This window comes from Pseudomonas sp. JC1203, assembly GCF_056175065.1.
The window spans coordinates 60,216-86,042 of the sequence record NZ_JBWCAM010000006.1; the positions used below are offsets into that span (position 1 = coordinate 60,216).

Annotated in this window: 25 protein-coding genes and 1 riboswitch; of the genes, 10 read left to right on the plus strand and 15 right to left on the minus strand. The window is 65.1% G+C overall.

The features are described from left to right. Nucleotides 1–3 precede the first annotated feature (3 nt). Genes cobD through cobO form a run of 5 tightly spaced genes read right to left on the minus strand, consistent with a single transcriptional unit; the run spans nt 4 to nt 4,465 of the window. The gene (gene cobD, locus AC0SZ7_RS11015; protein WP_475504432.1) at nt 4–996 is read right to left on the minus strand and encodes a threonine-phosphate decarboxylase CobD; all 993 of its coding nucleotides are present in this window, start codon (nt 994–996) and stop codon (nt 4–6) included. Then, nucleotides 989–1,897 carry an adenosylcobinamide-phosphate synthase CbiB gene (gene cbiB / locus AC0SZ7_RS11020; protein WP_475504433.1) on the minus strand — a complete coding sequence of 303 codons (909 nt, stop codon included), beginning with the start codon at nt 1,895–1,897 and terminating at the stop codon, nt 989–991. The genes cobD and cbiB overlap by 8 nt, the downstream gene beginning before the upstream one ends. After that, nucleotides 1,894–2,544: a 5,6-dimethylbenzimidazole synthase gene (gene bluB, locus AC0SZ7_RS11025; protein WP_475504434.1), complete on the minus strand. Its 651-nt coding sequence runs from the start codon at nt 2,542–2,544 to the stop codon at nt 1,894–1,896. The genes cbiB and bluB overlap by 4 nt, the downstream gene beginning before the upstream one ends. Continuing rightward, on the minus strand, nt 2,544–3,857 hold the full coding sequence (locus tag AC0SZ7_RS11030; RefSeq protein WP_475504435.1) for a cobyrinate a,c-diamide synthase: 1,314 nt from the start codon (nt 3,855–3,857) through the stop codon (nt 2,544–2,546). Before AC0SZ7_RS11030 ends, bluB begins: the two co-directional genes overlap by 1 nt. Beyond that, nucleotides 3,854–4,465: a cob(I)yrinic acid a,c-diamide adenosyltransferase gene (gene cobO, locus AC0SZ7_RS11035; RefSeq protein WP_475504436.1), complete on the minus strand. Its 612-nt coding sequence runs from the start codon at nt 4,463–4,465 to the stop codon at nt 3,854–3,856. Before cobO ends, AC0SZ7_RS11030 begins: the two co-directional genes overlap by 4 nt. Nucleotides 4,466–4,597: 132 nt before the next feature. After that, a riboswitch (cobalamin riboswitch) is annotated at nt 4,598–4,824 on the minus strand. A 108-nt stretch (nt 4,825–4,932) separates the two neighbouring features. Here cobO and AC0SZ7_RS11040 point away from each other — a divergent pair. After that, nucleotides 4,933–6,249 (plus strand): PQQ-dependent sugar dehydrogenase, encoded by a 1,317-nt coding sequence (locus tag AC0SZ7_RS11040; protein WP_475504437.1) that lies wholly within the window; start codon nt 4,933–4,935, stop codon nt 6,247–6,249. Between the two features lie 81 nt (nt 6,250–6,330). Here AC0SZ7_RS11040 and AC0SZ7_RS11045 read toward each other — a convergent pair whose 3' ends face one another. From AC0SZ7_RS11045 to AC0SZ7_RS11070, 6 genes are all read right to left on the minus strand, one after another. After that, entirely contained in the window at nt 6,331–6,870 is a 540-nt protein-coding gene (locus tag AC0SZ7_RS11045) for a C40 family peptidase (protein ID WP_475504438.1), read from the minus strand. Nucleotides 6,871–6,983: 113 nt separating this feature from the next. Further along, nucleotides 6,984–7,622 (minus strand): C40 family peptidase, encoded by a 639-nt coding sequence (locus AC0SZ7_RS11050; protein WP_475504439.1) that lies wholly within the window; start codon nt 7,620–7,622, stop codon nt 6,984–6,986. 67 nt (nt 7,623–7,689) lie between these two features. Further along, nucleotides 7,690–8,463, minus strand: a complete 774-nt coding sequence (locus tag AC0SZ7_RS11055) for an NAD-dependent deacylase (RefSeq protein WP_475504440.1) — start codon at nt 8,461–8,463, stop codon at nt 7,690–7,692. Next, nucleotides 8,457–9,161, minus strand: coding sequence for a DnaA regulatory inactivator Hda (gene hda, locus AC0SZ7_RS11060; protein WP_416426226.1), 705 nt, complete (start codon nt 9,159–9,161; stop codon nt 8,457–8,459). The genes AC0SZ7_RS11055 and hda overlap by 7 nt, the downstream gene beginning before the upstream one ends. Before the next feature lie 159 nt (nt 9,162–9,320). Beyond that, entirely contained in the window at nt 9,321–10,394 is a 1,074-nt protein-coding gene (locus tag AC0SZ7_RS11065) for an AI-2E family transporter (protein ID WP_475504441.1), read from the minus strand. A 39-nt stretch (nt 10,395–10,433) separates the two neighbouring features. After that, nucleotides 10,434–11,486, minus strand: coding sequence for a DUF2066 domain-containing protein (locus AC0SZ7_RS11070; protein ID WP_475504442.1), 1,053 nt, complete (start codon nt 11,484–11,486; stop codon nt 10,434–10,436). A gap of 387 nt (nt 11,487–11,873) precedes the next feature. Between AC0SZ7_RS11070 and purM the strand changes: the two genes are divergently transcribed. The 3 genes from purM to AC0SZ7_RS11085 are packed head-to-tail and all read left to right on the plus strand — an operon-like array spanning nt 11,874 to nt 14,319. After that, nucleotides 11,874–12,932, plus strand: a complete 1,059-nt coding sequence (gene purM, locus AC0SZ7_RS11075) for a phosphoribosylformylglycinamidine cyclo-ligase (protein ID WP_027978711.1) — start codon at nt 11,874–11,876, stop codon at nt 12,930–12,932. 11 nt (nt 12,933–12,943) lie between these two features. Then, on the plus strand, nt 12,944–13,600 hold the full coding sequence (gene purN, locus AC0SZ7_RS11080; protein ID WP_475504621.1) for a phosphoribosylglycinamide formyltransferase: 657 nt from the start codon (nt 12,944–12,946) through the stop codon (nt 13,598–13,600). Nucleotides 13,601–13,608: 8 nt separating this feature from the next. After that, nucleotides 13,609–14,319 carry a DUF3108 domain-containing protein gene (locus AC0SZ7_RS11085; protein ID WP_455923809.1) on the plus strand — a complete coding sequence of 237 codons (711 nt, stop codon included), beginning with the start codon at nt 13,609–13,611 and terminating at the stop codon, nt 14,317–14,319. Nucleotides 14,320–14,388: 69 nt separating this feature from the next. On the opposite strand, the gene grxD is transcribed toward AC0SZ7_RS11085, so the two are convergent. From grxD to AC0SZ7_RS11100, 3 genes are all read right to left on the minus strand, one after another. After that, nucleotides 14,389–14,727, minus strand: a complete 339-nt coding sequence (gene grxD, locus AC0SZ7_RS11090) for a Grx4 family monothiol glutaredoxin (RefSeq protein ID WP_158154208.1) — start codon at nt 14,725–14,727, stop codon at nt 14,389–14,391. Nucleotides 14,728–14,824: 97 nt separating this feature from the next. Next, the gene (locus AC0SZ7_RS11095) at nt 14,825–16,933 is read right to left on the minus strand and encodes a molybdopterin oxidoreductase family protein (RefSeq protein ID WP_475504443.1); all 2,109 of its coding nucleotides are present in this window, start codon (nt 16,931–16,933) and stop codon (nt 14,825–14,827) included. A 106-nt stretch (nt 16,934–17,039) separates the two neighbouring features. After that, nucleotides 17,040–17,333 (minus strand): hypothetical protein, encoded by a 294-nt coding sequence (locus AC0SZ7_RS11100; RefSeq protein ID WP_475504444.1) that lies wholly within the window; start codon nt 17,331–17,333, stop codon nt 17,040–17,042. Nucleotides 17,334–17,712: 379 nt separating this feature from the next. Here AC0SZ7_RS11100 and argF point away from each other — a divergent pair, with 379 nt between their 5' ends. Together argF and AC0SZ7_RS11110 are read left to right on the plus strand one after the other, a co-directional pair. Then, nucleotides 17,713–18,633, plus strand: coding sequence for an ornithine carbamoyltransferase (gene argF, locus AC0SZ7_RS11105; protein WP_475504445.1), 921 nt, complete (start codon nt 17,713–17,715; stop codon nt 18,631–18,633). Then, nucleotides 18,630–19,673, plus strand: coding sequence for an ABC transporter ATP-binding protein (locus AC0SZ7_RS11110; protein WP_475504446.1), 1,044 nt, complete (start codon nt 18,630–18,632; stop codon nt 19,671–19,673). The genes argF and AC0SZ7_RS11110 overlap by 4 nt, the downstream gene beginning before the upstream one ends. Nucleotides 19,674–19,675: 2 nt before the next feature. Here AC0SZ7_RS11110 and ybaK read toward each other — a convergent pair whose 3' ends face one another. After that, the gene (ybaK, locus tag AC0SZ7_RS11115; protein ID WP_475504447.1) at nt 19,676–20,146 is read right to left on the minus strand and encodes a Cys-tRNA(Pro) deacylase; all 471 of its coding nucleotides are present in this window, start codon (nt 20,144–20,146) and stop codon (nt 19,676–19,678) included. Between the two features lie 468 nt (nt 20,147–20,614). On the opposite strand from ybaK, the gene AC0SZ7_RS11120 reads away from it, so the two are divergent. The 4 genes from AC0SZ7_RS11120 (at nt 20,615) to glpD (ending at nt 25,730) form a co-directional block, all read left to right on the plus strand. Further along, nucleotides 20,615–21,466, plus strand: a complete 852-nt coding sequence (locus AC0SZ7_RS11120) for an MIP/aquaporin family protein (RefSeq protein WP_475504448.1) — start codon at nt 20,615–20,617, stop codon at nt 21,464–21,466. A gap of 64 nt (nt 21,467–21,530) precedes the next feature. Further along, nucleotides 21,531–23,033, plus strand: coding sequence for a glycerol kinase GlpK (gene glpK / locus AC0SZ7_RS11125; RefSeq protein ID WP_475504449.1), 1,503 nt, complete (start codon nt 21,531–21,533; stop codon nt 23,031–23,033). Between the two features lie 168 nt (nt 23,034–23,201). After that, on the plus strand, nt 23,202–23,957 hold the full coding sequence (locus AC0SZ7_RS11130; protein ID WP_475504450.1) for a DeoR/GlpR family transcriptional regulator: 756 nt from the start codon (nt 23,202–23,204) through the stop codon (nt 23,955–23,957). A 246-nt stretch (nt 23,958–24,203) separates the two neighbouring features. Then, nucleotides 24,204–25,730 (plus strand): glycerol-3-phosphate dehydrogenase, encoded by a 1,527-nt coding sequence (glpD, locus tag AC0SZ7_RS11135; RefSeq protein ID WP_475504451.1) that lies wholly within the window; start codon nt 24,204–24,206, stop codon nt 25,728–25,730. Nucleotides 25,731–25,827: the final 97 nt, after the last annotated feature.

Sequence of the window (25,827 nt, forward strand, 5' to 3'; positions counted from 1 at the left end):
TACTCACGGATGTTCCTCGTTGAAGGCGTGCAGCGTTTGTTCCAGGCGCAGCCAGTCGGGCTCTTCGGGTGGCAGGCCGAAGCGCACGCTACTGGTGGCGACGAACAGGCGCACGAGAATACCGCGCTGGGCCAGGAACTCGTGCAGCGCCACGGCCTTGTCGCTGACCAGCCACTGGAACAGCGCGCAGCCGCCGTGCGGCGCCAGCTCGAAGCGCGCCAGCAGGGCGGCCAGGCGCAGGCTGGCGAGGTCACTGCGCTCGATCATGCGCTGGTGCCCGGCGGTGTCGTTCAGGCAGGCCTGGCCGAGAATGCGCGTGGGGCCGCTGACGGCCCAGGGGCCGACCTGTTCGGCCAGCAGCTGAAGAAACTTTTTCTGCCCCAGCACAAAGCCCAGGCGCACGCCGGCCAGGCCGAAGAATTTGCCGAACGAGCGCAGCACTATCAGCCCGGGGCGCTCCACGTGGGGCGCAAGGCTGACCGCCGGGGTGTTGTCCATGAAGGCTTCGTCCACCACCAGCCAGCCGCCGCGCTGGGCCAGCCGCGCGTGCCAGTCCAGCAGGCGTTCGGCGGGCAGCAGGCGGCCGGTGGGGTTGTTGGGGTTGACCACCACCAGCACGTCGAGGCTGTCGAGGAAGAAGTCCACTTCGCTCTCACTGACCTCGCGCACCAGGTGCCCGGCGCGGCGCCAGGCCTCGGCATGCTCGGCGTAGCATGGCGACAGCACGCCGATCTTGCCGCCGCGGCGCAGGCGCGGCAGCAGCTGGATAGCGCACTGGGAACCGGGCACCGGCAGCACCTGGTTGACGCCGTAGTAGGCGCAGGCCGCCGCTTCCAGGCCGTCGTCGGTTTCCGGCAAGCGTGCCCAGGCGCGCTCGGGAATCGGCGGGATCGGCCAGGGCCAGGGCGCCAGGCCGCTGGACAGGTCGAGCCAGTCGGCTTCGGCGATGCCGTATTGCTGCGCGGCCTTGCGCAGCCGTCCACCGTGCTCAAGCATAGAATTGCCCTCCCACACACAGGATCAGCAGCCACAGCCACACACCGCGCTGCACCAGTTGCCAGCCGCGGTCGATGGCGTCGGCGTCGGCCGCCGGGCCTTCGCCCAGCGTCGCGCGTTCATGCAGTTCGCCATGATAGACCGCCGGGCCGCCCAGCTCGACGCCCAGGGCACCGGCACCGGCAGCCATCACCGGGCCGGCGTTGGGGCTGTCCCATTGCGGCGCCTGCCGACGCCAGCAGCGCAGGGCCAGGCGGGTCTTGCCCAGCCCCGCGTAGGTCAGCGCCACCAGCCGGGCAGGAATATAGTTGAGGACGTCGTCGATGCGCGCTGCCGCCCAGCCGAAACGTTCGAAACGCTCGTTGCGGTAGCCCCACATGGCGTCCAGGGTATTGCTTAGGCGGTACAGCACCACGCCCGGCGCGCCGGCCACGGCAAACCAGAACAGCGCGGCGAATACCGCGTCGCTACCGTTTTCCAGCACCGACTCGGTGGCGGCGCGGGCCACGGCGTTGGCATCCAGCTCGCTGGTCTGGCGGCTGACCAGGTAACCCACGCGGGTGCGCGCGGTGTCCAGGTCATCGCTGCGCAGCGCCTGGGCCACGGGGGCCACGTGCTCGCCCAGGCTGCGCAGGCCCAGGGCGCAGTACAGCGCCAGGATTTCCACAAGGGTGCCCAGGTACGGCAGCCAGGACAGCAGCGTCGCCAGCAGCGTCAAGGGAATCACGGCCAGGAACCACGCCGTCACACCGTGGCTGCGCCAGCCACGGCCACCGCTGTTGAAGCGCCGTTCCAGGCGGTCGGCCAGGCGCCCGAAGGCGACCAGCGGGTGGCGGCTTTTCGGCTCGCCCAGCAAGGCGTCCAGCGCCACGCCGGCAACCGTGACCAGGGCGATGCTCATGGCTTCACCCCCCACTGGTTTTCGTAGAGCATCTCGGCCAGGGGCTTTTCCGCAGCCCAGCCTTCCATCACCAGCATGGGCGAGGGATAGAATTCGGTCACCGGGCCCAGGCACAACACGGCCATGGGCTTGGCGCCGGCGGGCAGGCCCAGCAGCTCGGCCAATGCCTGGGGGTCGAACAGCGACACCCAGCCCATGCCCAGCCCCTCGGCGCGCGCCGCCAGCCACAGGTTCTGGATGGCGCAGGACAGCGACGCCAGGTCCATCTCCGGCAGGGTCCGGCGGCCGAATATGTGCCGCTCGCGGTCATCCATCAGCGCCGCCACCAGCACTTCGGCACAGTCGTTGATGCCTTCCACCTTGAGTTTCATGAACTCGTCCGAGCGCTCGCCCAGCGCCTCGGCGGTGCGCACCCGCTCGTGCTCCACCACTGCCTGGATTTGCCCGCGCAGGGCACGGTCGCTGATGCGGATGAAGCGCCACGGCTGCATCAGGCCGACGCTGGGCGCCTGGTGGGCGGCGTGCAGCAGGCGGCTCAGCAATGGCGGGGCGACGTCGCCGCCAGCGAAGTGACGCATGTCGCGGCGCTCACCGATGGCTCGGTAGATGGCCGCGCGCTCGGCGGCGGTGTAGGCGTTGTCAGTCATCAAGTGTGCGAGGCCCCTTTGGGGCAGAACAGGGCGGCGATGGCCGCCGGGTTGGACGGGAAATAGAAGTGCACGTACGACGCCGTCAGTCGGCCATCGCGGTACACCGCTTCGGCGCCGCGGCCACCGTTGGGGCTGATGCCCCGGGCGATGGGCTCAAGCGCAGTGCTGGTCAGCGAATGGTGGTAAGTGTGGCCGCGCAGGGTGCCTTCGGGCAGCTCCACTGCTTGCAGGGCCAAGGCCGCCAGGCGTTTTTGCATCACTGCTTCGCCCGGCAGCAGGCCGAGCAGCTCGGCGCGCTGGCCGTCGACGTCGGTCAGGGCGTCCAGCAGGTAAAGCATGCCGCCACATTCGGCCAGCAGCGGTTTGCCCTCGGCGTGGTGGACGCGGATCGCCGCCAGCATGGGCGCGTTGGCCGCCAGGGTGTGGTGGTGCAGTTCCGGGTAGCCACCGGGCAGGTACAGGCTGTCGCAGGCCGGCAGTTGCGCGTCATGCACCGGCGAGAAGAAGCTCAGCTCGGCGCCCATGGCGCGCAACAGGTCCAGGCTGGCACCGTAGGTGAAGGCGAAGGCTTCGTCACGGGCGACGGCGATGCGCACCCCGGCCAGCAGCGCTTCACACGGCACCGGGGTCGGCGCGGCGAAGGTGACCGGTGGTGGCAGTGCCACCTCGCAGCTTGCCGCCAGGGCGTTGGCGGCTGCGTCCAGGCGCAGGTCCAGGTCATTCAGTTCGCTGGCCTGCACCAGGCCGAGGTGGCGGCTAGGCAGTTCGATGCCGGTCTCGCGGGACAGCGCGCCGTACCAGCGCAGGCCTTCGGTGAGGCTGCCTTCCAGCAGTTGCGCGTGGCGCAGGGTGCCGACGCGGTTGGCCAGCACGCCGGCGAACGGCAGGTCCGGCTGGTAGCGCGCCAGGCCCAGGGCCAGGGCGCCGAAGGTCTGGGCCATGGCGGTGCCGTCGATCACGCCCAGCACCGGCACACCGAAGTGCCGCGCCAGGTCGGCGCTGCTGGGGGTGCCGTCGAACAGGCCCATCACCCCTTCAATCAGGATCAGGTCGGCCTCGGCCGCCGCTTCCCACAACAGGCGCCGGCTTTCCTCGGCGCCTACCATCCACAGGTCCAGCTGGTACACCGGCGCGCCGCTGGCCCGTTCCAGAATCATGGGGTCGAGGAAATCCGGCCCGCACTTGAACACCCGCACCTTGCGCCCCTGGTTGCGATGCAGGCGCGCCAGGGCGGCGGTGACGGTGGTCTTGCCCTGGCCAGATGCAGGTGCTGCGATCAGCACCGCCGGGCAATGACGCGGCTGGGTCATAGCTCGATGCCCTTCTGGGCGCGGATGCCGGCCTGGAAGGCGTGCTTGAGCATGCCCATCTCGGTGACGGTGTCGGCCAGTTCGATCATCTCGTCCTTGGCGCCGCGGCCGGTCACCACCACGTGCTGCATGGGCGGGCGCGCCTGCAGGTCGGCCAGCACCTGGTCGAGGTCCAGGTAGCCGTGCTTGAGGGCAATGTTCAGCTCGTCGAGAATCACCAGGCCGATGCTTTCATCCTGCAGCAGGCCACGGGACACTTCCCAGGCGGCCTGGGCAGCCGCGATGTCGCGCTGGCGGTCCTGGGTTTCCCAGGTGAAGCCCTCGCCCATCACGTGGTAGCGCACTTGCTCGGGGAAGCGGCGGAAGAACAGCTCTTCGCCGGTGGCGTTGCGGCCCTTGATGAACTGCACCACACCACATTGCATGCCATGGCCCATGGCGCGCGCGAGCATGCCGAAGGCCGAACTGCTCTTGCCCTTGCCGTTGCCGCTCAGTACCAGCAGCAGCCCGCATTCGTTGGGCGCATTGGCGATGCGCTCGTCAATGACTGCCTTTTTGCGCAACATGCGCGCCAAATGGCGTTGTTCACGTTCCTGGGATTCACTCATCGCAGCTCTCCGCTACACCTGCACACAGGCGACATCGACGAAAAGCCGCGGCCCGGACGGGCGCAGCACAGACTCGTCAATGCCGCTCTCACCCGCGCGACAGAACAAAAGGGGACCGGCAAGCCTGCGGCTTGCCAAGAAGGGTTCCAGGCCGGTCTCCGGGCTCATGAGCGGGGGCATGCACACCCCGGCCGCGCGCCTTCCCGAACCAGACCGGCCCAGTGGCGCCATGCGCGACCTTGACTCATTTACCGTTGCGGGGGCAGCGCCGGGCTCGCACGCCTGCGGCGGCTCACCGGCTTCCCTGTTTCACCCTGCCAGCCGTTGGGCTGCAAGGCACCTGAAACACGCCGGGAAGGTTAGAGGGTTGGGGGTGGGAGGTCAATTAAAGCTGGGGGCAATCCGTTGGAACCACCACCCCTGCCCTGCCCTCTACTGAAGACATCGCGCCTGAGTGAGAACCGACAATGCACAAGACCCGCCTGGCCCTGATCATCCTCGCCTCCAGCACGCTGCTGGCTTGCGGCGAGTCTTCTACCCTGAAAGTGACCGACGGCACCGGCCCGCACCCGCAATTGCCGGAGCCAAACAAGACGTTGATCCCCACGGTGAACATCGCCGACGCCATCGGCTGGCCCGCCGACGAAAAACCCCAGGCGGCGCAAGGCACCCAGGTGGCGGCCTTCGCCGAAGGCCTGGACCACCCGCGCTGGCTGTATGTGCTGCCCAACGGCGACGTGCTGGTGGCAGAGACCAACGCCCCGCCCAAGCCCGAGGACGGCAAGGGCATCAAGGGCTGGGTGATGAAGAAGGTGATGGGCAAGGCCGGCGCCGGCGTGCCTAGCGCCAACCGCATCACCTTGCTGCGCGACACCGACGGTGACGGCAAGGCCGACACCCGCACGGTCTTCATCGCCAACCTCAATTCGCCGTTCGGCATCACCCTGGTCGGCAGCGACCTGTACGTGGCCGACACCGATGCGCTGCTGCGCTTCCATTACGACACTGGCGCCACCGCCATCACCGGCCAGGGCACCAAGGTCACCGACCTGCCCGGCGGGCCACTCAACCACCACTGGACCAAGAACGTCATTGCCAGCCCGTCGGGCAACAAGCTGTACGTCACCGTAGGCTCCAACAGCAACGTCGGCGAGAACGGCCTGGACAAGGAAGAAGGCCGGGCGGCCATCTGGGAAGTGGACCGGGCCACTGGCGAGCACCGCATTTACGCCTCGGGCCTGCGCAACCCCAACGGCATGGCGTTCGAGCCGCAGACCGGGCAGCTGTGGACTTCAGTCAACGAACGCGACGAAATCGGCAGCGACCTGGTGCCCGACTACATCACTTCAGTGAAGGATGGCGGCTTCTATGGCTGGCCGTTCAGCTACTACGGGCAGCACATCGACAACCGCGTCAGCCCGCAGAACCCGGGCCTGGTGGCCAAGGCCATCGCCCCGGACTACGCCGTGGGGCCGCACACCGCGTCCATCGGTTTCACCTTTGCCAGCAACAGCGGCGGCCTGGCCGCGCCGTTCAACCATGGCGCCTACGTCAGCCAGCACGGCTCGTGGAACCGCAAGCCGCACAGCGGTTACAAGGTGATTTTCGTGCCGTTCGTGGACGGCAAGCCCAGCGGCCAGCCGATTGACGTGCTGACCGGGTTCCTCAATGACAAAGAGCAGGCCATGGGCCGGCCGGTGGGCGTGACCGAGGACCACAAGGGCGGGGTGTTGGTGGCGGATGATGTGGGGAACAAGATCTGGCGGGTAACGGCTGCGAAGTAAACAACCTGTGGGAGCTGGCTTGCCAGCGAGCTTTGGGGGAACCCCGAAGAGCTCGCTGGCAAGCCAGCTCCCACAGACACATCAAGGGTTATGCGCCAGGCTCGCTGGCTGCAGCACGCGCTTGGCGTTCAGGTAGGCGTGCTGCCAGTAGGGCTTGTTGAGGTAGTCCAGCTTCACTGTGCCACCCGTGGCCGGGGCATGCACGAAGCGGCCCTCGCCCACGTAGATGCCGGCATGGCTGACTTGCGAGCCGCCGCTGGTGGCGAAGAAGATCAGGTCGCCGGACTGCAGGGCATCCTTGCTGACGTCCGGGGCGCGCATGCTGATCATCTCCCGCGTGGAGCGCGGCAGGCTGATGCCGGCGGCATCGCGATAGACGTAGGCGATCAGGCCACTGCAGTCGAAGCCCGAATCAGGCGTGTTGCCACCCCAACGATAGGGGGTGCCAACCAACCCGATGGCACGCATCAATACGTCATCGGCCTGGGGCGAAAGGGGCTGTTGGGGGGCTGAAACGAAAGGCTGGTACACCGGCGCGGGCGCAGGTGGCGGCTTATGGCCAGCGCAGGCACTGAGCAGGCCTGCAACAATTAATAGCGCGAAACGGACCGTAGGCGACATAAACAGAACCATCCTGATTCAACTGCCGTTGAAGACTAGCTTGTATTCCCGAAAACGCGCAACGGCGGCACACTTCTCAGTGCGCCGCCGCTGCAGGTACCGCCCCAGACTGCTTACTTGCGTGCGATAGTCGTGGTGGCGGGCGCCATGGCCAAGGCACGCTTGGCTTCAATAAAGGTCTTGCTCCAGTAGGCGTCATCGAGGCTGTCGATGCGCACGCCGCCGCTGCGGTGGCTGCTGGAGTGGATGAACTGGTCATCACCCAGGTAGATGCCGGCGTGGCTCACGCGCCCACGGCCACGGGTGCTGAAGAACAGCAGGTCACCGGGCTTGAGGTTGTTGCGGGCTACCAGGGGAGCTTTCACGTTGATCATGTCACGCGTGGAACGCGGCAAGGTCATGCCGGCCTCTTCGCGGAACAGGTAACCAATGAAACCGCTGCAATCGAAGCCCGATTCAGTGGAACCACCGGTGCGATAGCGGGTACCGATCAGCGATTTGCCGCGTTCCAGGATGCTGTCGGCCAGCATTGGCATCTGGTAGGGCTTGCTGTTATCGGAGAAGTCAGCCAGTTCCTTTTCGGTGTCCAGCTCTTCTTCTTGGAAATTCAGGGTTACAGCTTTCGCCTGGGCCTGGGACTGCGGAGTCACCGGGTTGAGAGCCTGTTGCTGCGAAACCGGCGTATGAGCCGCGCAGCCGAAAAGCAGGGTCACGAGTGCGAGGGGCACGAGGGGTGCGAAGCGCTTTAGCATGGGCACGACCGTGTCTGTAGAAATTAAGAAGACGCGACTATGCCTTCTATCAAATCCATTTGCAAATTCAATCGAAAAAAATGTGACTCAGCAGTTTCGGCATGACTTCTAACGCCCTACTCTCAAAAAACACGTCCATGCTGGCAGAAAGCCCGCTTCGCAATGGGTTGATCTCAATGGCAAACCCGCCAGCGGCGCGGGTTTCAGCGATGGGCGCGTTAATGTAGGGGAAGCTTGCCGTGGTGCCGATCACCAGCACCACCTCGAAACCGATCGCCATTTGCTGATACAGCGCCTCAATCGCCCGCTCGGGCAGCATTTCCTCGAAAAGCACCACGGAAGGCCGCATAACGCCATTACAGACGTTACAGCGCGGCGGCAGTGGCTCACCAAGGATTTCACGCAAACGGTCGCTTGTGGCGCCACAGGCGCGACAGAACAGTGGCGCCAATTGTCCGTGAATTTCGATCAACCGTTCGTCGGGACTTCCTGCCTGACGGTGATAACCGTCAGTATTTTGCGTCAGCACCCAGCATTCCGGCTTGGCCTGTTGCAGTTGGGCAATGGCGTGGTGGGCGGCGTTTGGCTGCGCGCCCAGGCAGGCTTCGCCCAGCTGCGCGAGGTATTTCCAGCACAGCGCCGGGTCGCGTTCGAGCATGGGCCCCGACAGGGCTTTTTCGATGGGCAGGCCTTCACTGGTGGTGCCGTTGTACAGGCCGCCCAGGCCACGATAGGTGGGCAGGCCAGAGTCGGCGGACAACCCGGCACCGGTAATCACCAGGATGCGCCGGGCATCGCGCAGGGCAGCGCCGGCGCGGGCCAGCAGCTGCGGGTCTACCAACCCAGGGTTTCCTTGAGGAAGGGAATGGTCAGCTTGCGCTGGGCCTGCAGCGAGGCCTGGTCCAGGCGCTCCAGCAGGTCGAACAGGGCGCTCATGCTGCGGGTGCCGCGGGTGAGGATGAAGTGCCCAACCTCGTCGGTCAGGTGCAGGCCGCGGCGCGAGGCCCGCAGCTGCAAGGCGCGCAGCTTGTCTTCGTCCGACAGCGGGCGCATCTGGAAGATCAGCGCCATGGTCAGGCGCGACTTCAGGTCGGGCAGCCTCACCGCCAGTTCGCGGGGCGAATGGGAGGCTGCGATCAACAGGCGCCGACCGCTGTCGCGCAAGCGGTTGAACAAGTGGAACATGGCCTCTTCCCACTCCGGCTTGCCGGCGATGACCTGCAGGTCGTCCAGGCACACCAGTTCGTACTGCTCCAGGTAATCAAGGATTTCCACGCCACGGTCGAGCAATTGCGCCAACGGCAGGTACACCGCGGGCTCGCCCATCTGTTCGAAGCGCAGGCACGCGGCCTGCAGCAGGTGGGTACGGCCCACGCCCTGCTTGCCCCACAAGTAGATCAGGCTTTCGGTCCAGCCAGCGTCGGCTTCGCACAGGCGTTCGACGTAGCCGAGTGCAGCGGCATTGGCGCCTGGATAGTAATTGATGAAGGTAGCGTCATCACGCAGACGCACACCTAAGGGCAGCTGAATCGGTTTCATGCTGGCTGACGGTTCTGGCGAACCGCAGGGGGCCTCTGTGTGAAGTTAGCAAAGTTTATACCCGTGACGCTGAGGGCACAATGCAACAGACCACAAGCAAAATCAAAGGTTTGCGAACATTTTCACACCCGCCGGTGAACCGGCGGGTGCACGACGCCACTACAGGTCGGGGTCTTCCTGCCCGCCGTAGATGTCCGATTCCTTATACAGATCATGGGCATGGCGCAGCAGCACCATGATTACCGCGGCCACCGGCAGCGCCAGCAGCACGCCGGCAAAGCCGAACAGCTCGCCGCCAGCCAGGATGGCGAAGATCACTGCCACCGGGTGCAGGCCGATGCGGTCGCCCACCAGCATCGGGGTCAGCACCATGCCTTCGAGCAGTTGCCCCACCAGGAACACCGCACCAATGCCCATCAGCGGGTAGATGTCGCCACCAAACTGGAACAGCCCGGTGATCATCGCCGCGCTGATACCGATGATGAAGCCCATGTACGGCACGATGGCGGCAAGGCCGGCGATCAGGCCGATCAACAGCCCAAGCTCTACCCCTACCAGCATCAGGCCGGCGGCGTAGATGATGCCCAGCGCCAGCATCACCAGCAGCTGGCCCCGCACGAACGCGCCCAGCACTTCGTGGCACTCCTTGGCCAGGGCGACGATCTTGCCCTCGCGGTGGCGCGGCAACAGGCTGCGGATCTTGGCCATCATCAGGTCCCAGTCGCGCAGCAGGTAGAAACCCACCACCGGGATCAGCACCAGGTTGGTCAGCCAGCCGATCAGCGCCAGGCTGGAGGCGGTGGCCTGGCTCAGCACCACGCCGACGATGTCGGTGGTCTGGCCCATGTGCTCGGTGATGGCGGCCTTGATCTTGTCGAACTTCCAGAAACCGTCAGCCAGGCCCAGCTTGGCCTGCACCCACGGCAGGGCCACGTGCTGCAGCCAGTCCAGCACCTGCGGCGCCAGCTCGTACAGGCGCACGAACTGCTTGGCCAGCAGTGGCACCAGCACCAGCAGGGCAATCATGAACACCAGGGTGAACAGCGAGAACACCACGATGACGCCCCAGGTGCGCGACAGGCCGACCTTTTCCAGGCGGTCCACCAGCGGGTCGGCCATGTAGGCCAGCACGATCGCCACCAGGAACGGCGAAAGAATGGGGTGCAGGAAATACACGAACAGGCAGAGCAGGAGCACCGCCCCCACCCAGACCCAACGACGCATGTCAGTCATCAAAACACCCAAGCCTTATATAAAGAGAAGAACAGTGCATTACCAATGGAAGCGCAGGCCGGGGGCTGGTTGCGGTGCAGGGGCTGGCGCGGCGCCAGGCGCAAGCGGCTGGGTAGCGACCACGGGCGCCGCTTCCGGCGGCATCTCGCTGAGCTTGCCCAGGGCCAGTTGCGCGCGCAGCTGGTCGTTGTTGCCGCTCACCTGGTACACCACCTTGTCGCCATCGACGGATTTCAGCTTGGCGTTGAACGGTTCCAGCAGGCGGCCCAGGGCGGCGTAGCGCTCAAGGGTCATGCCTTCGACCTGCAAGCTCATGTCGGTGCTGGCACCGCCTCCGGACTTGACCACGTAGCGCGGCGCCAGGCGTTCGCTGACAGCCAGCAGCACGGCATCGGCCAGGGCGGCGGGGTCATCGCCCTCGGCCTTGCCCTGCTCGGGGCGGTCGCCCAGGTACAGATGCCACTGGGCGCTCCATTTGCCACCCTCCTGCTTCGCGTGCACGGCCAGCAGGCCGTCGGCCCCGTAGCGGTCGGAGGCGGCACGCAACGGCGTGGCATCGCTGCCGTCCAGGGTCTTGGCGGTGCCCAGCGATTGCTCGCCCAGGTCGGCCAGCGGCAGGCGCAACGGCAGGCCACGGTGCTGGGCGGCGCGGCGCAGGGGCTCGGCGGTCGGCTGGCCGTCGCCCACCAGGTTGGCGCCGTCGGTGCCTTCGTTCAGCCACCAGGCCAGCACGCTGGGGCGGTTGTTGCCCCAGGTGGGCAACCCGGCCTGGCGCAGGGCGTTGTCGGTGCTGGCCTGGTCGAAGTCCACGCGCAGGCTTTCCGGCGGGCCGGCTTCATAGCCAAATTGGGTGATGATTTGCTGCGGGTCCTTGCGTACCGCCGCAAGGCCGGGGGCGCTGACCGCCTTGGGGTCGCCGGTGAGGCGCAACACCAGGGTCTCGAGCGCGCGCTGGGTGGCTGCGTCGCGCTCTTCGGGGGTCTGGCCGGCCACGGTTTCACGGACCTGGTAGAGGTTCTTGACGGTTTCGGCATGAGCGGCCAGGGCGAACACCGACAGGCAGCCGACTAAAAGGTAGTTACACAGACGCATGGAGGATTCCCGACGGGCAATAAGCGGACTGAGGCTTGTGACCACAGTTTCAAGCAAAACATTCAAGCCGCCCATTGAAGTTTTCGTAATGCGCCTACTATAGCGCTTAAGGATGCTGCACACCTGTAGCAGCTGCCGAAGGCTGCGTCCGGTTCCAATACAGTGTCGCGATGGGACGCCGCCTGCGGCAGCTGCTACGGGTCAACGGATTAATTTTGGCCCTGCCCGTCGGCCTGAGGATGGCCGCACAGGGGCAAGCCTGATAAAATCGCGCGCCTTCGCAGACCGTCGACGGTTGGCCGAATGGAAATACCCCGCAACGGTATTTCCGGGCAGCCCGCCGCTAGTGGTCGATTTTTCGAATCCCTCCCTCTAAAGGCCTGGATCATGAGCAAGCAACCCTCCCTGAGCTACAAGGACGCCGGTGTAGACATCGACGCCGGTGAAGCATTGGTCGAACGCATCAAGAGCGTCGCCAAGCGCACCGCGCGTCCTGAAGTCATGGGCGGCCTGGGCGGTTTTGGCGCCCTCTGTGAGATCCCGGCCGGCTACAAGCAGCCTGTGCTGGTCTCGGGCACCGACGGCGTGGGCACCAAGCTGCGCCTGGCACTGAACCTGAACAAGCACGACAGCATCGGCATCGACCTGGTGGCCATGTGCGTCAACGACCTGGTGGTGTGCGGCGCCGAACCGCTGTTCTTCCTGGACTACTACGCCACCGGCAAGCTGAACGTGGACACCGCCGCCCAGGTAGTGACCGGTATCGGCGCTGGCTGCGAACTGTCGGGTTGCTCGCTGGTAGGCGGCGAAACCGCTGAAATGCCTGGCATGTACGAAGGCGAAGACTACGACCTGGCCGGCTTCTGCGTAGGCGTGGTCGAGAAGGCCGAGATCATCGACGGTTCGAAAGTGGCCACTGGCGACGCCCTGCTGGCCCTGCCATCGTCCGGCCCGCACTCCAACGGCTACTCGCTGATCCGCAAGATCATCGAAGTGTCGGGTGCCGACATCGAGAACACCCAACTGGACGGCCAGCCACTGACCGACCTGCTGATGGCCCCGACCCGCATCTACGTCAAGCCGCTGCTGAAGCTGATCAAGGACACCGGCGCGGTCAAGGCCATGGCCCACATCACCGGCGGCGGCCTGCTGGACAACATCCCGCGCGTGCTGCCAAAAGGCGCCCAGGCCGTGGTTGACGTGGCCAGCTGGCAGCGCCCGGCGGTCTTCGACTGGCTGCAGGAGAAAGGCAACGTCGACGAGCACGAAATGCACCGCGTACTGAACTGCGGCGTCGGCATGGTCATTTGCGTGGCCCAGGAGCACGTCGACGTGGCCCTGCAAACCCTGCGTGACGCTGGCGAACAGCCATGGGTCATCGGCCAGATCGGCGTTGCCGCCGAAGGCGCCCCACAGGTCGAGCTGAAGAACGTCAAGGCACACTGATGCACGAACAGATGCCCGCACGCTGTAACGTAGTGGTGCTGTTGTCCGGCACCGGCAGCAACCTGCAGGCCCTGATCGATAGCGTGAACCAGGGGGCCGGTGAAAACCCGGCCCACATCCGCGCGGTGATCTCCAACCGCGCCGATGCCTACGGCCTGGAACGCGCCCGCCACGCCGGTATCGACACCGCCGTGCTGGACCACAAGGCGTTCGAAGGCCGCGAAGCCTTCGACGCCGCGCTGGTCGAACTGATCGACGGTTTCAGCCCCGACCTGGTGGTGCTGGCCGGCTTCATGCGCATCCTCAGCGCTGATTTCGTGCGCCACTATCAAGGGCGCCTGCTCAATATCCACCCTTCCCTGCTGCCCAAATACAAAGGCCTGCACACCCATCAGCGCGCCATCGAGGCCGGTGATGCCGAGCACGGCTGCAGTGTTCATTTTGTCACCGAGGAACTCGATGGCGGACCACTGGTCGTACAGGCAGCAATACCGGTACAGTTGGACGACACGCCGGTCACCCTGGCGCAGCGGGTCCATGCCCAGGAACACCAGATCTATCCGCTGGCCGTGCGCTGGTTTGCCGAAGGGCGCTTGCGCCTGGACGCCCACGGTGCATTATTGGACGGTCAGCCCCTCGGGGCCAGCGGTCACTTGATTCGACCCTAGGAGATTTTATGCGTCGTGCCCTGCTGTTCTGCGCCGCGTTGCTGGCTTTGCCGGTACACGCTGCCGAACTCAAGCCTTTCACCGCCAGCTATACCGCCGACTGGAAGCAGCTGCCCATGAGCGGCACCGCTTCGCGCAGCCTGGAAAAGGGTGCCAACGACACCTGGACCCTGAGCTTCAAGGCGTCGATGATGATTGCCAGCCTCACCGAGGAAAGCACCCTCACCGTCGACAAGGACGCACTGCTGCCCAAGACCTACCACTTCGAACGTGGCGGCCTGGGCAAACCGAAGAAGACTGACCTGGACTTCGACTGGTCGCAGAAAATGGTCACCGGCACCGACCGTGGCGACGCGGTGAAGGTGCCGCTCAACCGCGGCATGCTCGACAAGTCGACCTACCAGCTGGCGCTGCAGCGTGACGTGGCTGCCGGCAAGAAGAGCATGAGCTACCAGGTAGTGGACGGCGGCGACGTCGACACCTACGACTTCCGCGTGCTGGGCACCGAGAAGGTCGACACCAAGGCCGGCCAGGTCGAGGCCACCAAGGTTGAGCGCGTGCGCGACCCCACGCAGAACAAGCGCACCACCGTGCTGTGGTTCGCCAAGGACTGGGACTACCTGCTGGTGCGCCTGCAACAGGTCGAGACCGACGGCAAGGAATACAACATCATGCTGCAGGACGGTACCGTTGATGGCCGTTCGGTGAAAGGCAGCTGATTGTGTAGCCCCCAACAAAAAGCCCCGCTGTCTCACGACACCGGGGCTTTTTGTTGAAGCGCAGGGCTATCAGGCGTTTTCGCCGGCCTTGGCTTTTTCGGCAGCAGCCTTGATCAGCGTCTGCAGCTCGCCGTTGGCGAACATTTCAGCCACGATGTCGCTACCGCCAACCAGCTCGCCAGCTACCCACAGCTGCGGGAAAGTCGGCCAGTTGGCGTATTTTGGCAGGTTCGCACGGATTTCCGGGTTCTGCAGGATATCCACATAAGCGAATTTCTCGCCGCACTGCATCACGCACTGCGACGCCTTCGACGAGAAGCCACACTGCGGGGCGTTCGGCGAGCCTTTCATGTAAAGCAGAATGGTGTTGTTGGCAATCTGCTCTTTAATCGTTTCGATGATATCCATGGAGCACCTCGGCTTAGCTTTCCGACTCATAGGTCGACACGGTGACGCATTGTAACGGAAACCCGAGCGGCGCGCTCGGCCTTGCCGATGGACCTGCTCAGGCGGCCGCCACCCGCACCGGCACGCCGTTGAGGGCGGCATTGCCCGATACCCGGTCCAGCACGCGCTCATCGGTGAGGTCATTGGCACTGGCGCCCGGCTGGGCCCGGGCGATCTCCAGGCGTACGCCATGGCGGGCGTGGCCGAAGCCATGCGGCAGGCTGACCACCCCGGGCATCATCTCCAGGCTGCCCAGCACCTCCACCTCGACGCTGCCCACCCGCGACGTCACCCGCACCCGCTGGCCATCCACCAGGCCACGCGCAGCCAGGTCATCGGGGTGCATCAGCAGTTGGTGGCGTGGCTTGCCCTTCACCAGGCGGTGGTAGTTGTGCATCCACGAATTGTTGCTGCGCACGTGGCGGCGCCCCACCATCACCAGCTCATCGGCGCCCGGCAGCGGCTGCGCGGCAAAGCGCTGCAAATCGTCCAGCAGCAACGCCGGCGCTGCCTGGATGCGCTGGTTGGCGGTCTTCAGCCGCGCGGCCAGGTTGGGCTGCAACGGGCCCAGGTCAATGCCATGAGGGTGTTCGGCCAAGGTCGCCAATGACAGCCCTGCTTCGCTGGCATCGCCCCAGGGGCCGCTGCGCAGGCCGCGCTCGATCAACTGCGCGGGCGGCAAAGTGGGCTTGAGCTCCTTGCCCGCCCGCGCCGCGAACGCCTCTGCCAGGCCGACGAAGATTTCCCAGTCATGCAGCGCACCGTCGGGCTTGGGCAGGATCGCCCGGTTGAAGCGGCTGACGTTGCGCACCGCGAACAGGTTGAAGGTGGTGTCGTAGTGGTCGTTCTCCAGCGCCGAGGTAGAGGGCAGGATAAGGTCGGCGTAACGCGTGGTCTCGTTGATGTACAGGTCGATGCTGAGCATGAACTCCAGGCCATCCAGCGCCTGTTCCAGCTGCCGGCCGTTGGGCGTCGACAGCACCGGGTTGCCGGCCACGGTGACCAGCGCACGCACCTGCCCCTCGCCCTCGGTGAGCATCTCTTCGGCCAGCGCCGACACCGGCAGCTCGCCGGCGTATTCCGGCAGGCCCGACACCCGGCTTTGCCAGGCATTGAAGTGGCCGGCACTGGTGTTGGCCACCAGGTCCACCGCCGGCGTGGTGCACAAGGCGCCACCGACGCGGTCGAGATTGCCGGTGACCAGGTTGATCAACTGCACCAGCCAATGGCACACCGTGCCGAAGGCTTGGGTGGAGACGCCCATGCGGCCGTAGCACACCGCCTTGTCGGCGGCGGCGAAGTCCCGGGCCAGCTGGCGAATCTGCGCCGCCGCCACGCCACAGCGCGCGCTCATGGCCTCGGCGCTGAAGCCGGCAATGGCCTCGCGCACCGCCTGCAGGCCGTCCACGGGCAAATGCGTGCCACGCGCCAGGCCTTCCTCGAACAGCGTGTTGAGCAGGCCCAGCAGCAGCGCGGCGTCGCCACCGGGGCGGATGAACAGGTGCTGGCTGGCCATGGCCGCCGTCTCGCTGCGCCGCGGGTCGATGACCACCACCTTGCCGCCACGGGCCTGGATGGCCTTGAGGCGCTTCTCGACGTCCGGCACGGTCATGATGCTGCCGTTGGAGGCCAGCGGGTTGCCGCCCAGTATCAGCATGAAATCGGTGTGGTCGATATCCGGCACCGGCAGCAGCAGGCCGTGGCCGTACATGAGGAAGCTGGAGAGGTGGTGGGGCAACTGGTCCACCGAAGTGGCCGAGAAGCGGTTGCGGGTCTTCAGCAGGCCGAGGAAATAGTTGCCGTGGGTCATCAGCCCATAGTTGTGCACGCTGGGGTTGCCCTGGTAGATGGCCACGGCGTGCTGGCCATGCCGCTGCTGGATGTCCCACAGGCGCGCCGCCACGGTGTCGAAGGCCTCCTGCCAGCTGATCGGCTGCCATTCGCTGCCAGCGCGCAGCATGGGTTGGCGCAGGCGGTCGGGGTCATTCTGGATGTCCTGCAGGGCCACTGCCTTGGGGCAGATATGGCCGCGACTGAAGGCGTCCAGGGGGTCGCCCTTGATCGAGGTGATGGCCAGACGGCCGGCTTCGTCGGCCTGGGTCTCGATGTTCAGGCCGCAGATGGCCTCGCACAGGTGGCAGGCGCGGTGGTGCAGGGTCTTGGTCATGGCCAGTCTCGTCCGGGCAGCGAAAGCCGACTATGGAACGATAGTACCCGGTGCACCAGCACGCTTGGCGGGCTGAATCGGCCGGCATCAGGCCAGCCGATGATGCTCAGTTGGCAGGCAGGCCGGGCGGCGGCGCCTGCAGCTGGATTTCCACGACGGTCTCGACTTCTTCCTGGCCGATGGGCACGCCGGTCAGCTCGCCGATCAGTTTCCAGTGTTCGTCCAGGCCGCCGCTGATGGTGGCCATGCGGTCGATCATGCGCCTGGCGGCGGAGGCGGTGACGTCGTCATCGCTGCGCAGCAATTCGAATGACATGGACGTCATCGAGGCCGTCAGGTGCGTGAGCGTGCGCGCCGTCAGGCCGAGCAGCTCAAGCAGTTGTTGTTCTCTGGAATCCATTCACCCTCTCCGCGTATCTTGCAGGATACAGTCGTGTACCCGAGGCCTGCAGTGTACGAAATGGCTGCGGTGGCAGCCAGTCGCATGCAAAACCCTGAGACAGGGTTAACGCTAGACAATTCCTGGCCCGATTGCCAAAAGAACCGACGGGGGTGTAAAAAGCAGGGCCGGAGCGTTGTAATAGGGCCTTTCGCGACACGCCCTGAAACACTGTCCGTGATCGGAATATGAAACACATATTGGCGAGACGCGACATTTAATTATAAGATCGCGTCTTCCCTAATTTCGTCGCCGCGTGCGGCTTTCGCCGCAGGCCTCCCTCGTTTTTTTCAAAAACCGGTCATGAGCGCTGCGGTACGTTGCAAAAAGGTAGTCAATGATGAGCGCAAGGCACTTTCTCTCCCTGATGGATTGCACGCCCGAAGAGCTTCTCAGCGTCATCCGTCGAGGCATCGAGCTCAAGGACCTGCGTGACCGCGGCGTGCTGTTCGAGCCGCTGAAGAACCGGGTACTGGGCATGATTTTCGAGAAGTCCTCGACCCGTACCCGCCTGTCGTTCGAAGCCGGCATGATCCAGCTCGGCGGCCAGGCCATCTTCCTGTCCCCGCGCGACACCCAACTGGGCCGTGGCGAGCCGATCGGCGACTGCGCCATCGTCATGTCGAGCATGCTCGACGCGGTGATGATCCGTACCTACGCCCACAGCACCCTGACCGAATTCGCCGCCAACTCGCGCGTGCCAGTGATCAACGGCCTGTCCGATGACCTGCACCCCTGCCAGCTGCTGGCCGACATGCAAACGTTCCTGGAACACCGCGGCAGCATCCAGGGCAAGACCGTGGCCTGGATCGGCGACGGCAACAACATGTGCAACAGCTATATAGAAGCGGCCATCCAGTTCGACTTCCAGCTGCGCGTGGCCTGCCCTGAAGGTTTCGAGCCCAACCCGCAGTTCCTGGCCCAGGCCGGCGACCGCGTGCAGGTGATGCGCGACCCCAAGGCCGCCGTGGCCGGCGCGCACCTGGTGAGCACCGACGTCTGGACCTCCATGGGCCAGGAAGAGGAAACCGCGCGCCGCCTGAAGCTGTTCGCACCCTACCAGGTCACCCGCGAACTGCTGGACCTGGCCGCCGCCGACGTGCTGTTCATGCACTGCCTGCCCGCCCACCGTGGCGAGGAAATCAGCATGGACGTGCTGGACGACCCGCGCGCCGTGGCCTGGGACCAGGCCGAGAACCGCCTGCACGCGCAGAAGGCGCTGCTGGAGTTCCTGGTGGCCCCGGCCTACCGCCCGGCATGAGCCAGCCGCTGCTGGCGCTGAACCACCTGGCCTGCGGTTACCAGGGCCAGGCGGTGGTGCACGACCTGGGCCTGCACCTGCAGGCTGGCGACATCGGTTGCCTGCTGGGCGCCTCGGGTTGCGGCAAGACCACCACCCTGCGCGCCATCGCCGGTTTCGAACCGGTGCACCAGGGTGAGATCCGCCTGGCCGGCGAAGTCATTTCCCGGCCAGGCTTCACCCTGGCCCCGGAAAAGCGCCGCATTGGCATGGTCTTCCAGGACTACGCGCTGTTCCCCCACCTTACCGTGGCGCAGAACATCGCCTTCGGCATTCGCCAGCACCCGCAGCAGGCCCGGGTGATCGACGAGATGCTCGAACTGGTGAACCTCACCGGCCTGGGCGCGCGCTACCCGCATGAGCTTTCCGGCGGCCAGCAACAGCGCGTGGCCCTGGCGCGCGCGCTGGCGCCACAACCGCAATTGCTGCTGCTGGACGAGCCGTTCTCCAACCTCGACGTGGAATTGCGCCGGCGCCTGAGCCAGGAAGTGCGGGACATTCTGAAAAGCCGCGGCACCAGCGCGATCCTGGTCACCCATGACCAGGAAGAGGCGTTTTCGGTGAGCGATCAGGTCGGCGTCTTCCAGCAAGGCCGGCTGGAGCAATGGGGCACGCCCCACGACCTTTATCACCGGCCCGAAACGCCGTTCGTTGCCAGCTTCATCGGCCAGGGCTACTTTTTGCGCGGCACGGTCAGTGACGCGCAATCGGTGCACACCGAGCTGGGCGAACTGCACGGCGAGCCCGCCCGCGCCTGGCCACGCGGCAGTGCCGTCGACGTGTTGCTGCGCCCGGACAATATCGTGCATGCGCCCGATAGCCCGGTGCAGGCGCGCGTCACCGGCAAACGCTTCCAGGGCGCTGCCACGCTGTACCAGCTGCAACTGGGCAGCGGCAACCAAGTGGAGGCGCTATTGCCCAGCCACCTGCATTGCGAGCCCGGCCAGCACATTGGCATTCGCCTGCGCAGCGAACACCTGGTGCTGTTCGCCGCGGCCTGACCTCAAGGCCGGCCGATGTCGGCGAAGCTTCCCCGGGTATGCTCGGCCAGCAGCGCCGGCGCCAGCTCAACTTCCAGGCCACGCCGCCCGGCACTGACGAACATGGTCGCCAGGGGTTGGGCCGATTGGTCGATAAAGGTACGCAGGCGCTTCTTCTGCCCCAACGGGCTGATGCCCCCCAGCAGGTAACCGGTGGAACGCTGCGCAGCGGCCGGGTCGGCCATCTCGCATTTCTTCACCCCGGCGGCATGCGCCAGGCCCTTGAGGTCCAGGGTACCGGCCACCGGCACCACGGCCACCAGCAACTCGCCTTTCTCACTGCTGGCCAGCAGCGTCTTGAACACCTGCGCCGGGTTCAGCCCCAGCTTTTCAGCTGCCTCCAGGCCATAGGAAGCGGCCTTGGGGTCATGTTCGTAGCTGTGCACGTGATGTTCGGCACGGGCCTTTTTCAACAAATCCAACGCCGGGGTCATGTTCACTCCATGCATTCAAGGGTGGCAACTCGATATTACAGGCCATGGTACGTTGCAACAAATGTAGGAGCCGGCCTTGCGGGGGGCGGCGGGGTTGCCGAGCGCCTGTCGATGAATTCATGGCGCTCTTGAGATCGAGCGCCGCCCGCGCGGCGCTTCGCGGGCAGAGCCCACTCCCACATTTGTTTCGGGCCAGTCATGTCAGTGGCATCACCTGGTTCGCCTTGTTTGCATGGCAGCGAATCCGTGTTGCCAGCACCGCTGCACCCCCGCCAGTCAGTTTCTGAATCACGGTTCATTTTCGACCTTTGACATTAGCGTTTCTTGTCTATATTTTTTCGTTTCTGAATATCGCGAACCCTAGACCAGTTTGCGCAGGCAACACATCCGCAGGTATGGGGTATTACCGGCGGGTGCACGATTCGAGCGCCCTAACGGCGCCGCACAACAACAAAAAAGGTGTCATTGATGACGACTGCTCAGCAACAACCTGCGTTGTCCGGCCAGTGCATGGCCGAGTTTCTCGGAACCGCCCTCCTGATCTTCTTCGGCACCGGCTGTGTGGCGGCGCTCAAGGTGGCGGGCGCCAGCTTCGGGCTGTGGGAAATCAGCATTATCTGGGGGGTTGGCGTCAGCATGGCGATCTACCTGACTGCCGGGGTTTCAGGGGCGCACCTCAGCCCTGCGGTGAGCATCGCCCTGTGCGTGTTCGCCGGTTTCGACAAGCGCAAGCTGCCGTTCTACATCCTGGCCCAGGTAGCCGGGGCGTTCTGCGGCGCGGCGTTGGTGTACACGCTGTACAGCAACCTGTTCTTCGATTACGAACAAGCCCACCACATGATCCGCGGCAGCCAGGAAAGCCTGGAACTGGCGTCGGTGTTCTCCACCTACCCTCACCCTTCCCTGTCCACCGCCCAGGCATTCCTGGTGGAAATGGTGATTACCGCCATTCTGATGGGCGTGATCATGGCCCTGGGCGATGACCAGAACGGCCTGCCCCGCGGCCCTTTGGCGCCGCTGCTGATCGGCCTGCTGATTGCCGTGATCGGCAGCTCCATGGGCCCGCTGACCGGTTTCGCGATGAACCCGGCGCGCGATTTCGGGCCCAAGCTGATGACATTCTTCGCAGGTTGGGGCGAAATAGCCTTTACCGGCGGGCGTGACATCCCGTATTTCCTGGTGCCGATCTTCGCCCCTATCCTGGGTGCCTGCCTCGGCGCGGCCATGTATCGCGGCCTGTTGGCCCGCCACCTGCCCGCCGCCGCACCTGCTGGCGAAGCCGCCACCGATACTACCGGGAGCAAGGTACAGGCGTCCTAGACCAGCGCCCGTGCGTGCCTTGAGCCGTATTCCCGACTTTTACTTTTCTTGAAAGGCCACCGCCATGACAGACCTTCAGAACAAGAACTACATCATCGCCCTGGACCAGGGCACCACCAGTTCGCGCGCGATCATCTTCGACCGCGACGCAAACGTTGTCTGCTCCAGCCAAAGCGAATTCACCCAGCACTACCCGCAGCCGGGCTGGGTGGAGCACGACCCCATGGACATCTTCGCCACCCAGAGCGCGGTGATGGTCCAGGCGCTGGCCAAGGCCGGCCTGCACCACGACCAGGTGGCCGCCATCGGCATCACCAACCAGCGTGAAACCACCGTGGTATGGGACAAGAACACCGGCCAGCCGGTGTACAACGCGATTGTCTGGCAGTGCCGCCGCAGCACCGAGATCTGCGAACAGCTCAAGCGTGACGGCCACGCCGAATACATCCACGAAACCACCGGCCTGGTCACCGACCCGTACTTCTCGGGCACCAAGCTGAAATGGATCCTGGACAACGTCGAAGGCGCACGCGAACGCGCGCAGAAAGGCGAGCTGCTGTTCGGCACCGTCGATACCTGGCTGATCTGGAAATTCTCCGGCGGCAAGGTGCACGTCACCGACTACACCAACGCCTCGCGCACCATGCTGTTCAACATCCATACCCTGCAATGGGATGAGAAGATGCTGGACGTGCTGAACATTCCGCGCGAAATGCTCCCGGAAGTGAAAGGCTCGTCCGAGGTGTATGGCCGCACCAAGAGCGGCATCGCCATCGCCGGTATCGCCGGCGACCAGCAGGCCGCGTTGTTCGGCCAGATGTGCGTGGAGCCCGGCCAGGCCAAGAACACCTACGGCACTGGCTGCTTCCTGCTGATGAACACCGGCGACAAGGCCGTGACCTCCAAGCACGGCATGCTCACCACCATCGCCTGCGGCCCGCGTGGCGAAGTGGCCTACGCCCTGGAAGGCGCGGTCTTCAACGGCGGCTCCACGGTGCAGTGGCTGCGCGACGAACTGAAGCTCGTCAACGATGCCTACGACACCGAATACTTCGCCAACAAGGTCAAGGACAGCAACGGCGTGTACCTGGTGCCGGCCTTCACCGGCCTGGGCGCGCCCTACTGGGACCCCTATGCCCGCGGTGCGCTGTTCGGCCTGACCCGTGGCGTGAAAGTCGACCACATCATTCGCGCGGCACTGGAATCCATCGCCTACCAGACCCGCGACGTGCTCGACGCCATGCAACAGGACGCCGGCGAACGCCTCAAGGCCCTACGCGTGGACGGTGGCGCGGTAGCCAACAACTTCCTCATGCAGTTCCAGGCCGACATCCTCGGCACCCAGGTAGAGCGCCCGCAAATGCGCGAAACCACTGCCCTGGGTGCCGCCTACCTGGCCGGCCTGGCCGTGGGCTTCTGGGGCAGCCTGGAAGAGCTGCGCGGCAAGGCCGTGATCGAGCGCGAGTTCGAACCGCAGCTCGATGAGGCCGCCAAGGAGAAGCTGTACGCCGGCTGGCGCAAGGCAGTGGACCGCACCCGCGACTGGGAACCCCACGAAGAAGCATGACGCCCCCCCGTAGCAGCTGCCGCAGGCTGCGTCCCGGGCACCTCGGTCGAGGCCCCGGACGCAGCCTGCGGCAGCTGCTACGGGTAGTGGCGACGGCGCGGGTGCTAGCACCCGCCCCGTTCCTGCGGCATGATGGGGGAATTTGCCCCGGCAGCCGAAGGAAGCCCAATGAACCTGCCCCCACGCCAACAACAAATCCTCGAACTGGTGCGTGAGCGCGGCTATGTCAGCATCGAAGAGATGGCCCAGCTGTTCATCGTTACCCCGCAGACCATCCGCCGCGACATCAACCAGCTCGCCGAGCTGAACCTGCTGCGCCGTTACCACGGTGGCGCCGCCTACGACTCCAGCATCGAAAACACCGCGTACGCCATGCGTGCCGACCAGATGCGCGATGAAAAGCAGCGTATCGCCGAAGCCATCGCCGCACAGATCCCCGACCACGCCTCGCTGTTCATCAACATCGGCACCACCACCGAATCCATCGCCCGCGCCCTGCTGAACCACAACCACCTGAAGATCATCACCAACAACCTGCACGTGGCGTCGATCCTCAGCGCCAAGGACGACTTCGAAGTGCAGCTGGCCGGCGGCAATGTGCGCCGTGACGGCGGCGTGGTGGGCCAGGCCAGCGTCGACTTCATCAACCAGTTCAAGGTCGACTTCGCCCTGGTGGGCATCAGCGGTATCGACGAAGACGGCAGCCTGCTGGACTTCGACTACCAGGAAGTGCGCGTGTCACAGGCCATCATCGCCAACGCCCGCCAAGTGATACTGGCTGCCGACTCCAGCAAGTTCGGCCGCAACGCCATGGTGCGCCTGGGCTCGATCAGCCTGATCGACTGCCTGGTGACCGACAAGGCACCCGTGCCGGCGCTGCTGCAGCAACTCAACCAACACAAGATCCGCCTGGAAGTCGTCTGACGCCACGCCTGTGGGAGCTGGCTTGCCAGCGAGCTTTTAGGGCCCAAAAACTCGCTGGCAAGCCAGCTCCCACAGAAGCCAGAACGCGAGTATAAGCGCGTTCATGTTCGGTAATTTTCATTTCGAGGTCATTCGATCAGTTTTTTCAATCGAAATCGACTGGCCTGTGCCTTCCTGTTGCGCTACTATTTTCGGAAATGAACATTAATGTTCGATTTCAATTTCGAATAACAGCAGGAGGCCGTCATGCCCCACACCACCTTGCCCACCCCGCCGCTCGCCGAAGTCTATGACGTTGCCGTGATTGGCGGCGGTATCAATGGCGTCGGCATCGCAGCGGACGCGGCAGGTCGCGGGCTGTCGGTGTTCCTTTGCGAAAAGGACGACCTGGCCAGCCACACCTCGTCGGCCAGCAGCAAGCTGATCCACGGCGGCCTGCGTTACCTTGAACACTACGAATTCCGCCTGGTGCGCGAAGCGTTGGCCGAGCGTGAAGTGCTGTTGGCCAAGGCCCCGCATATCGTCAAGCCCATGCGCTTCGTGCTGCCACACCGTCCGCACCTGCGCCCGGCGTGGATGATCCGCGCCGGCCTGTTCCTGTACGACCACCTGGGCAAGCGCGAGAAGCTGGCCGGTTCGCGCAGCCTGAAGTTCGGGGCGAACAGCGTGTTGAAGAGCGAAATTACCCGCGGGTTTGAATACTCCGACTGCTGGGTGGACGACGCCCGCCTGGTGGTGCTCAACGCCATGGCCGCCCGCGAACACGGCGCCCACCTGCACACCCGCACCCGCTGCCTGAATGCCCGGCGCATCAAGGGCCTGTGGCATGTGCACTTGGAGCGCGCCGACGGCAGTCTGTTCTCCATTCACGCCAAGGCGCTGGTCAACGCCGCCGGCCCGTGGGTGGCGAAGTTCATTCGCGATGACCTGAAACTGGATTCGCCGTACGGCATCCGCCTGATCCAGGGCAGCCACCTGATCGTGCCCAAGCTGTATGAAGGCGAACAGGCGCACATCCTGCAGAACGAGGACCAGCGCATCGTCTTCACCATTCCGTACATGGAACGCTTCACCATCATCGGCACCACCGACCGCGAATACACCGGTGACCCGGCGAAAGTGAGTATTACCGAAGCCGAGACCGATTACCTGCTGAAGGTGGTGAACGCGCACTTCAAGAAACAACTGCAGCGCGACGACATCCTGCACACCTACTCCGGCGTGCGCCCGCTGTGCAACGACGAGTCCGACAACCCGTCGGCAGTGACCCGCGACTACACCTTGTCGCTGTCGGGCAGCGGCGACGACGCACCGCTGTTGTCGGTGTTCGGCGGCAAGCTGACCACTTACCGCAAGCTGGCCGAGTCGGCCATGGCGCAGCTGGCACCGTTCTTCAAGCACATGAAAGGCAGCTGGACCGGCACCGCGACACTGCCCGGCGGCGAACAGATGACCACCCCGCAAGCCCTGGCCGAAGCGCTGGTGGCCAAGCATGGCTGGCTGCCGCGCGAGCTTGCCCGGCGCTGGGCAATCACCTACGGCAGCCGCAGCTGGAAGTTGCTGGACGGCGTGCAAGGCCTGGCAGATTTGGGCGACCTGATCGGCGCCAACCTGTACAGCCGCGAAGTGGACTACCTGCGCCAGCAGGAATGGGCCGTCGACGCCGCCGACATCCTGTGGCGCCGTACCAAGCTGGGCCTGTTCACCACGGCGGCCGAGCAGCAGAAGCTGGCGGCTTACCTGGCCAAGCCGGCTCACACCCAGGCCGCATAAGGACGCCGCTCCGTAGCAGCGGCCGCAGGCCGCCTACGGGGCCGGTCGGCTTTCCGAATGACTGACGTGCCAGCATTCGGCCATCCGACCAACCAGC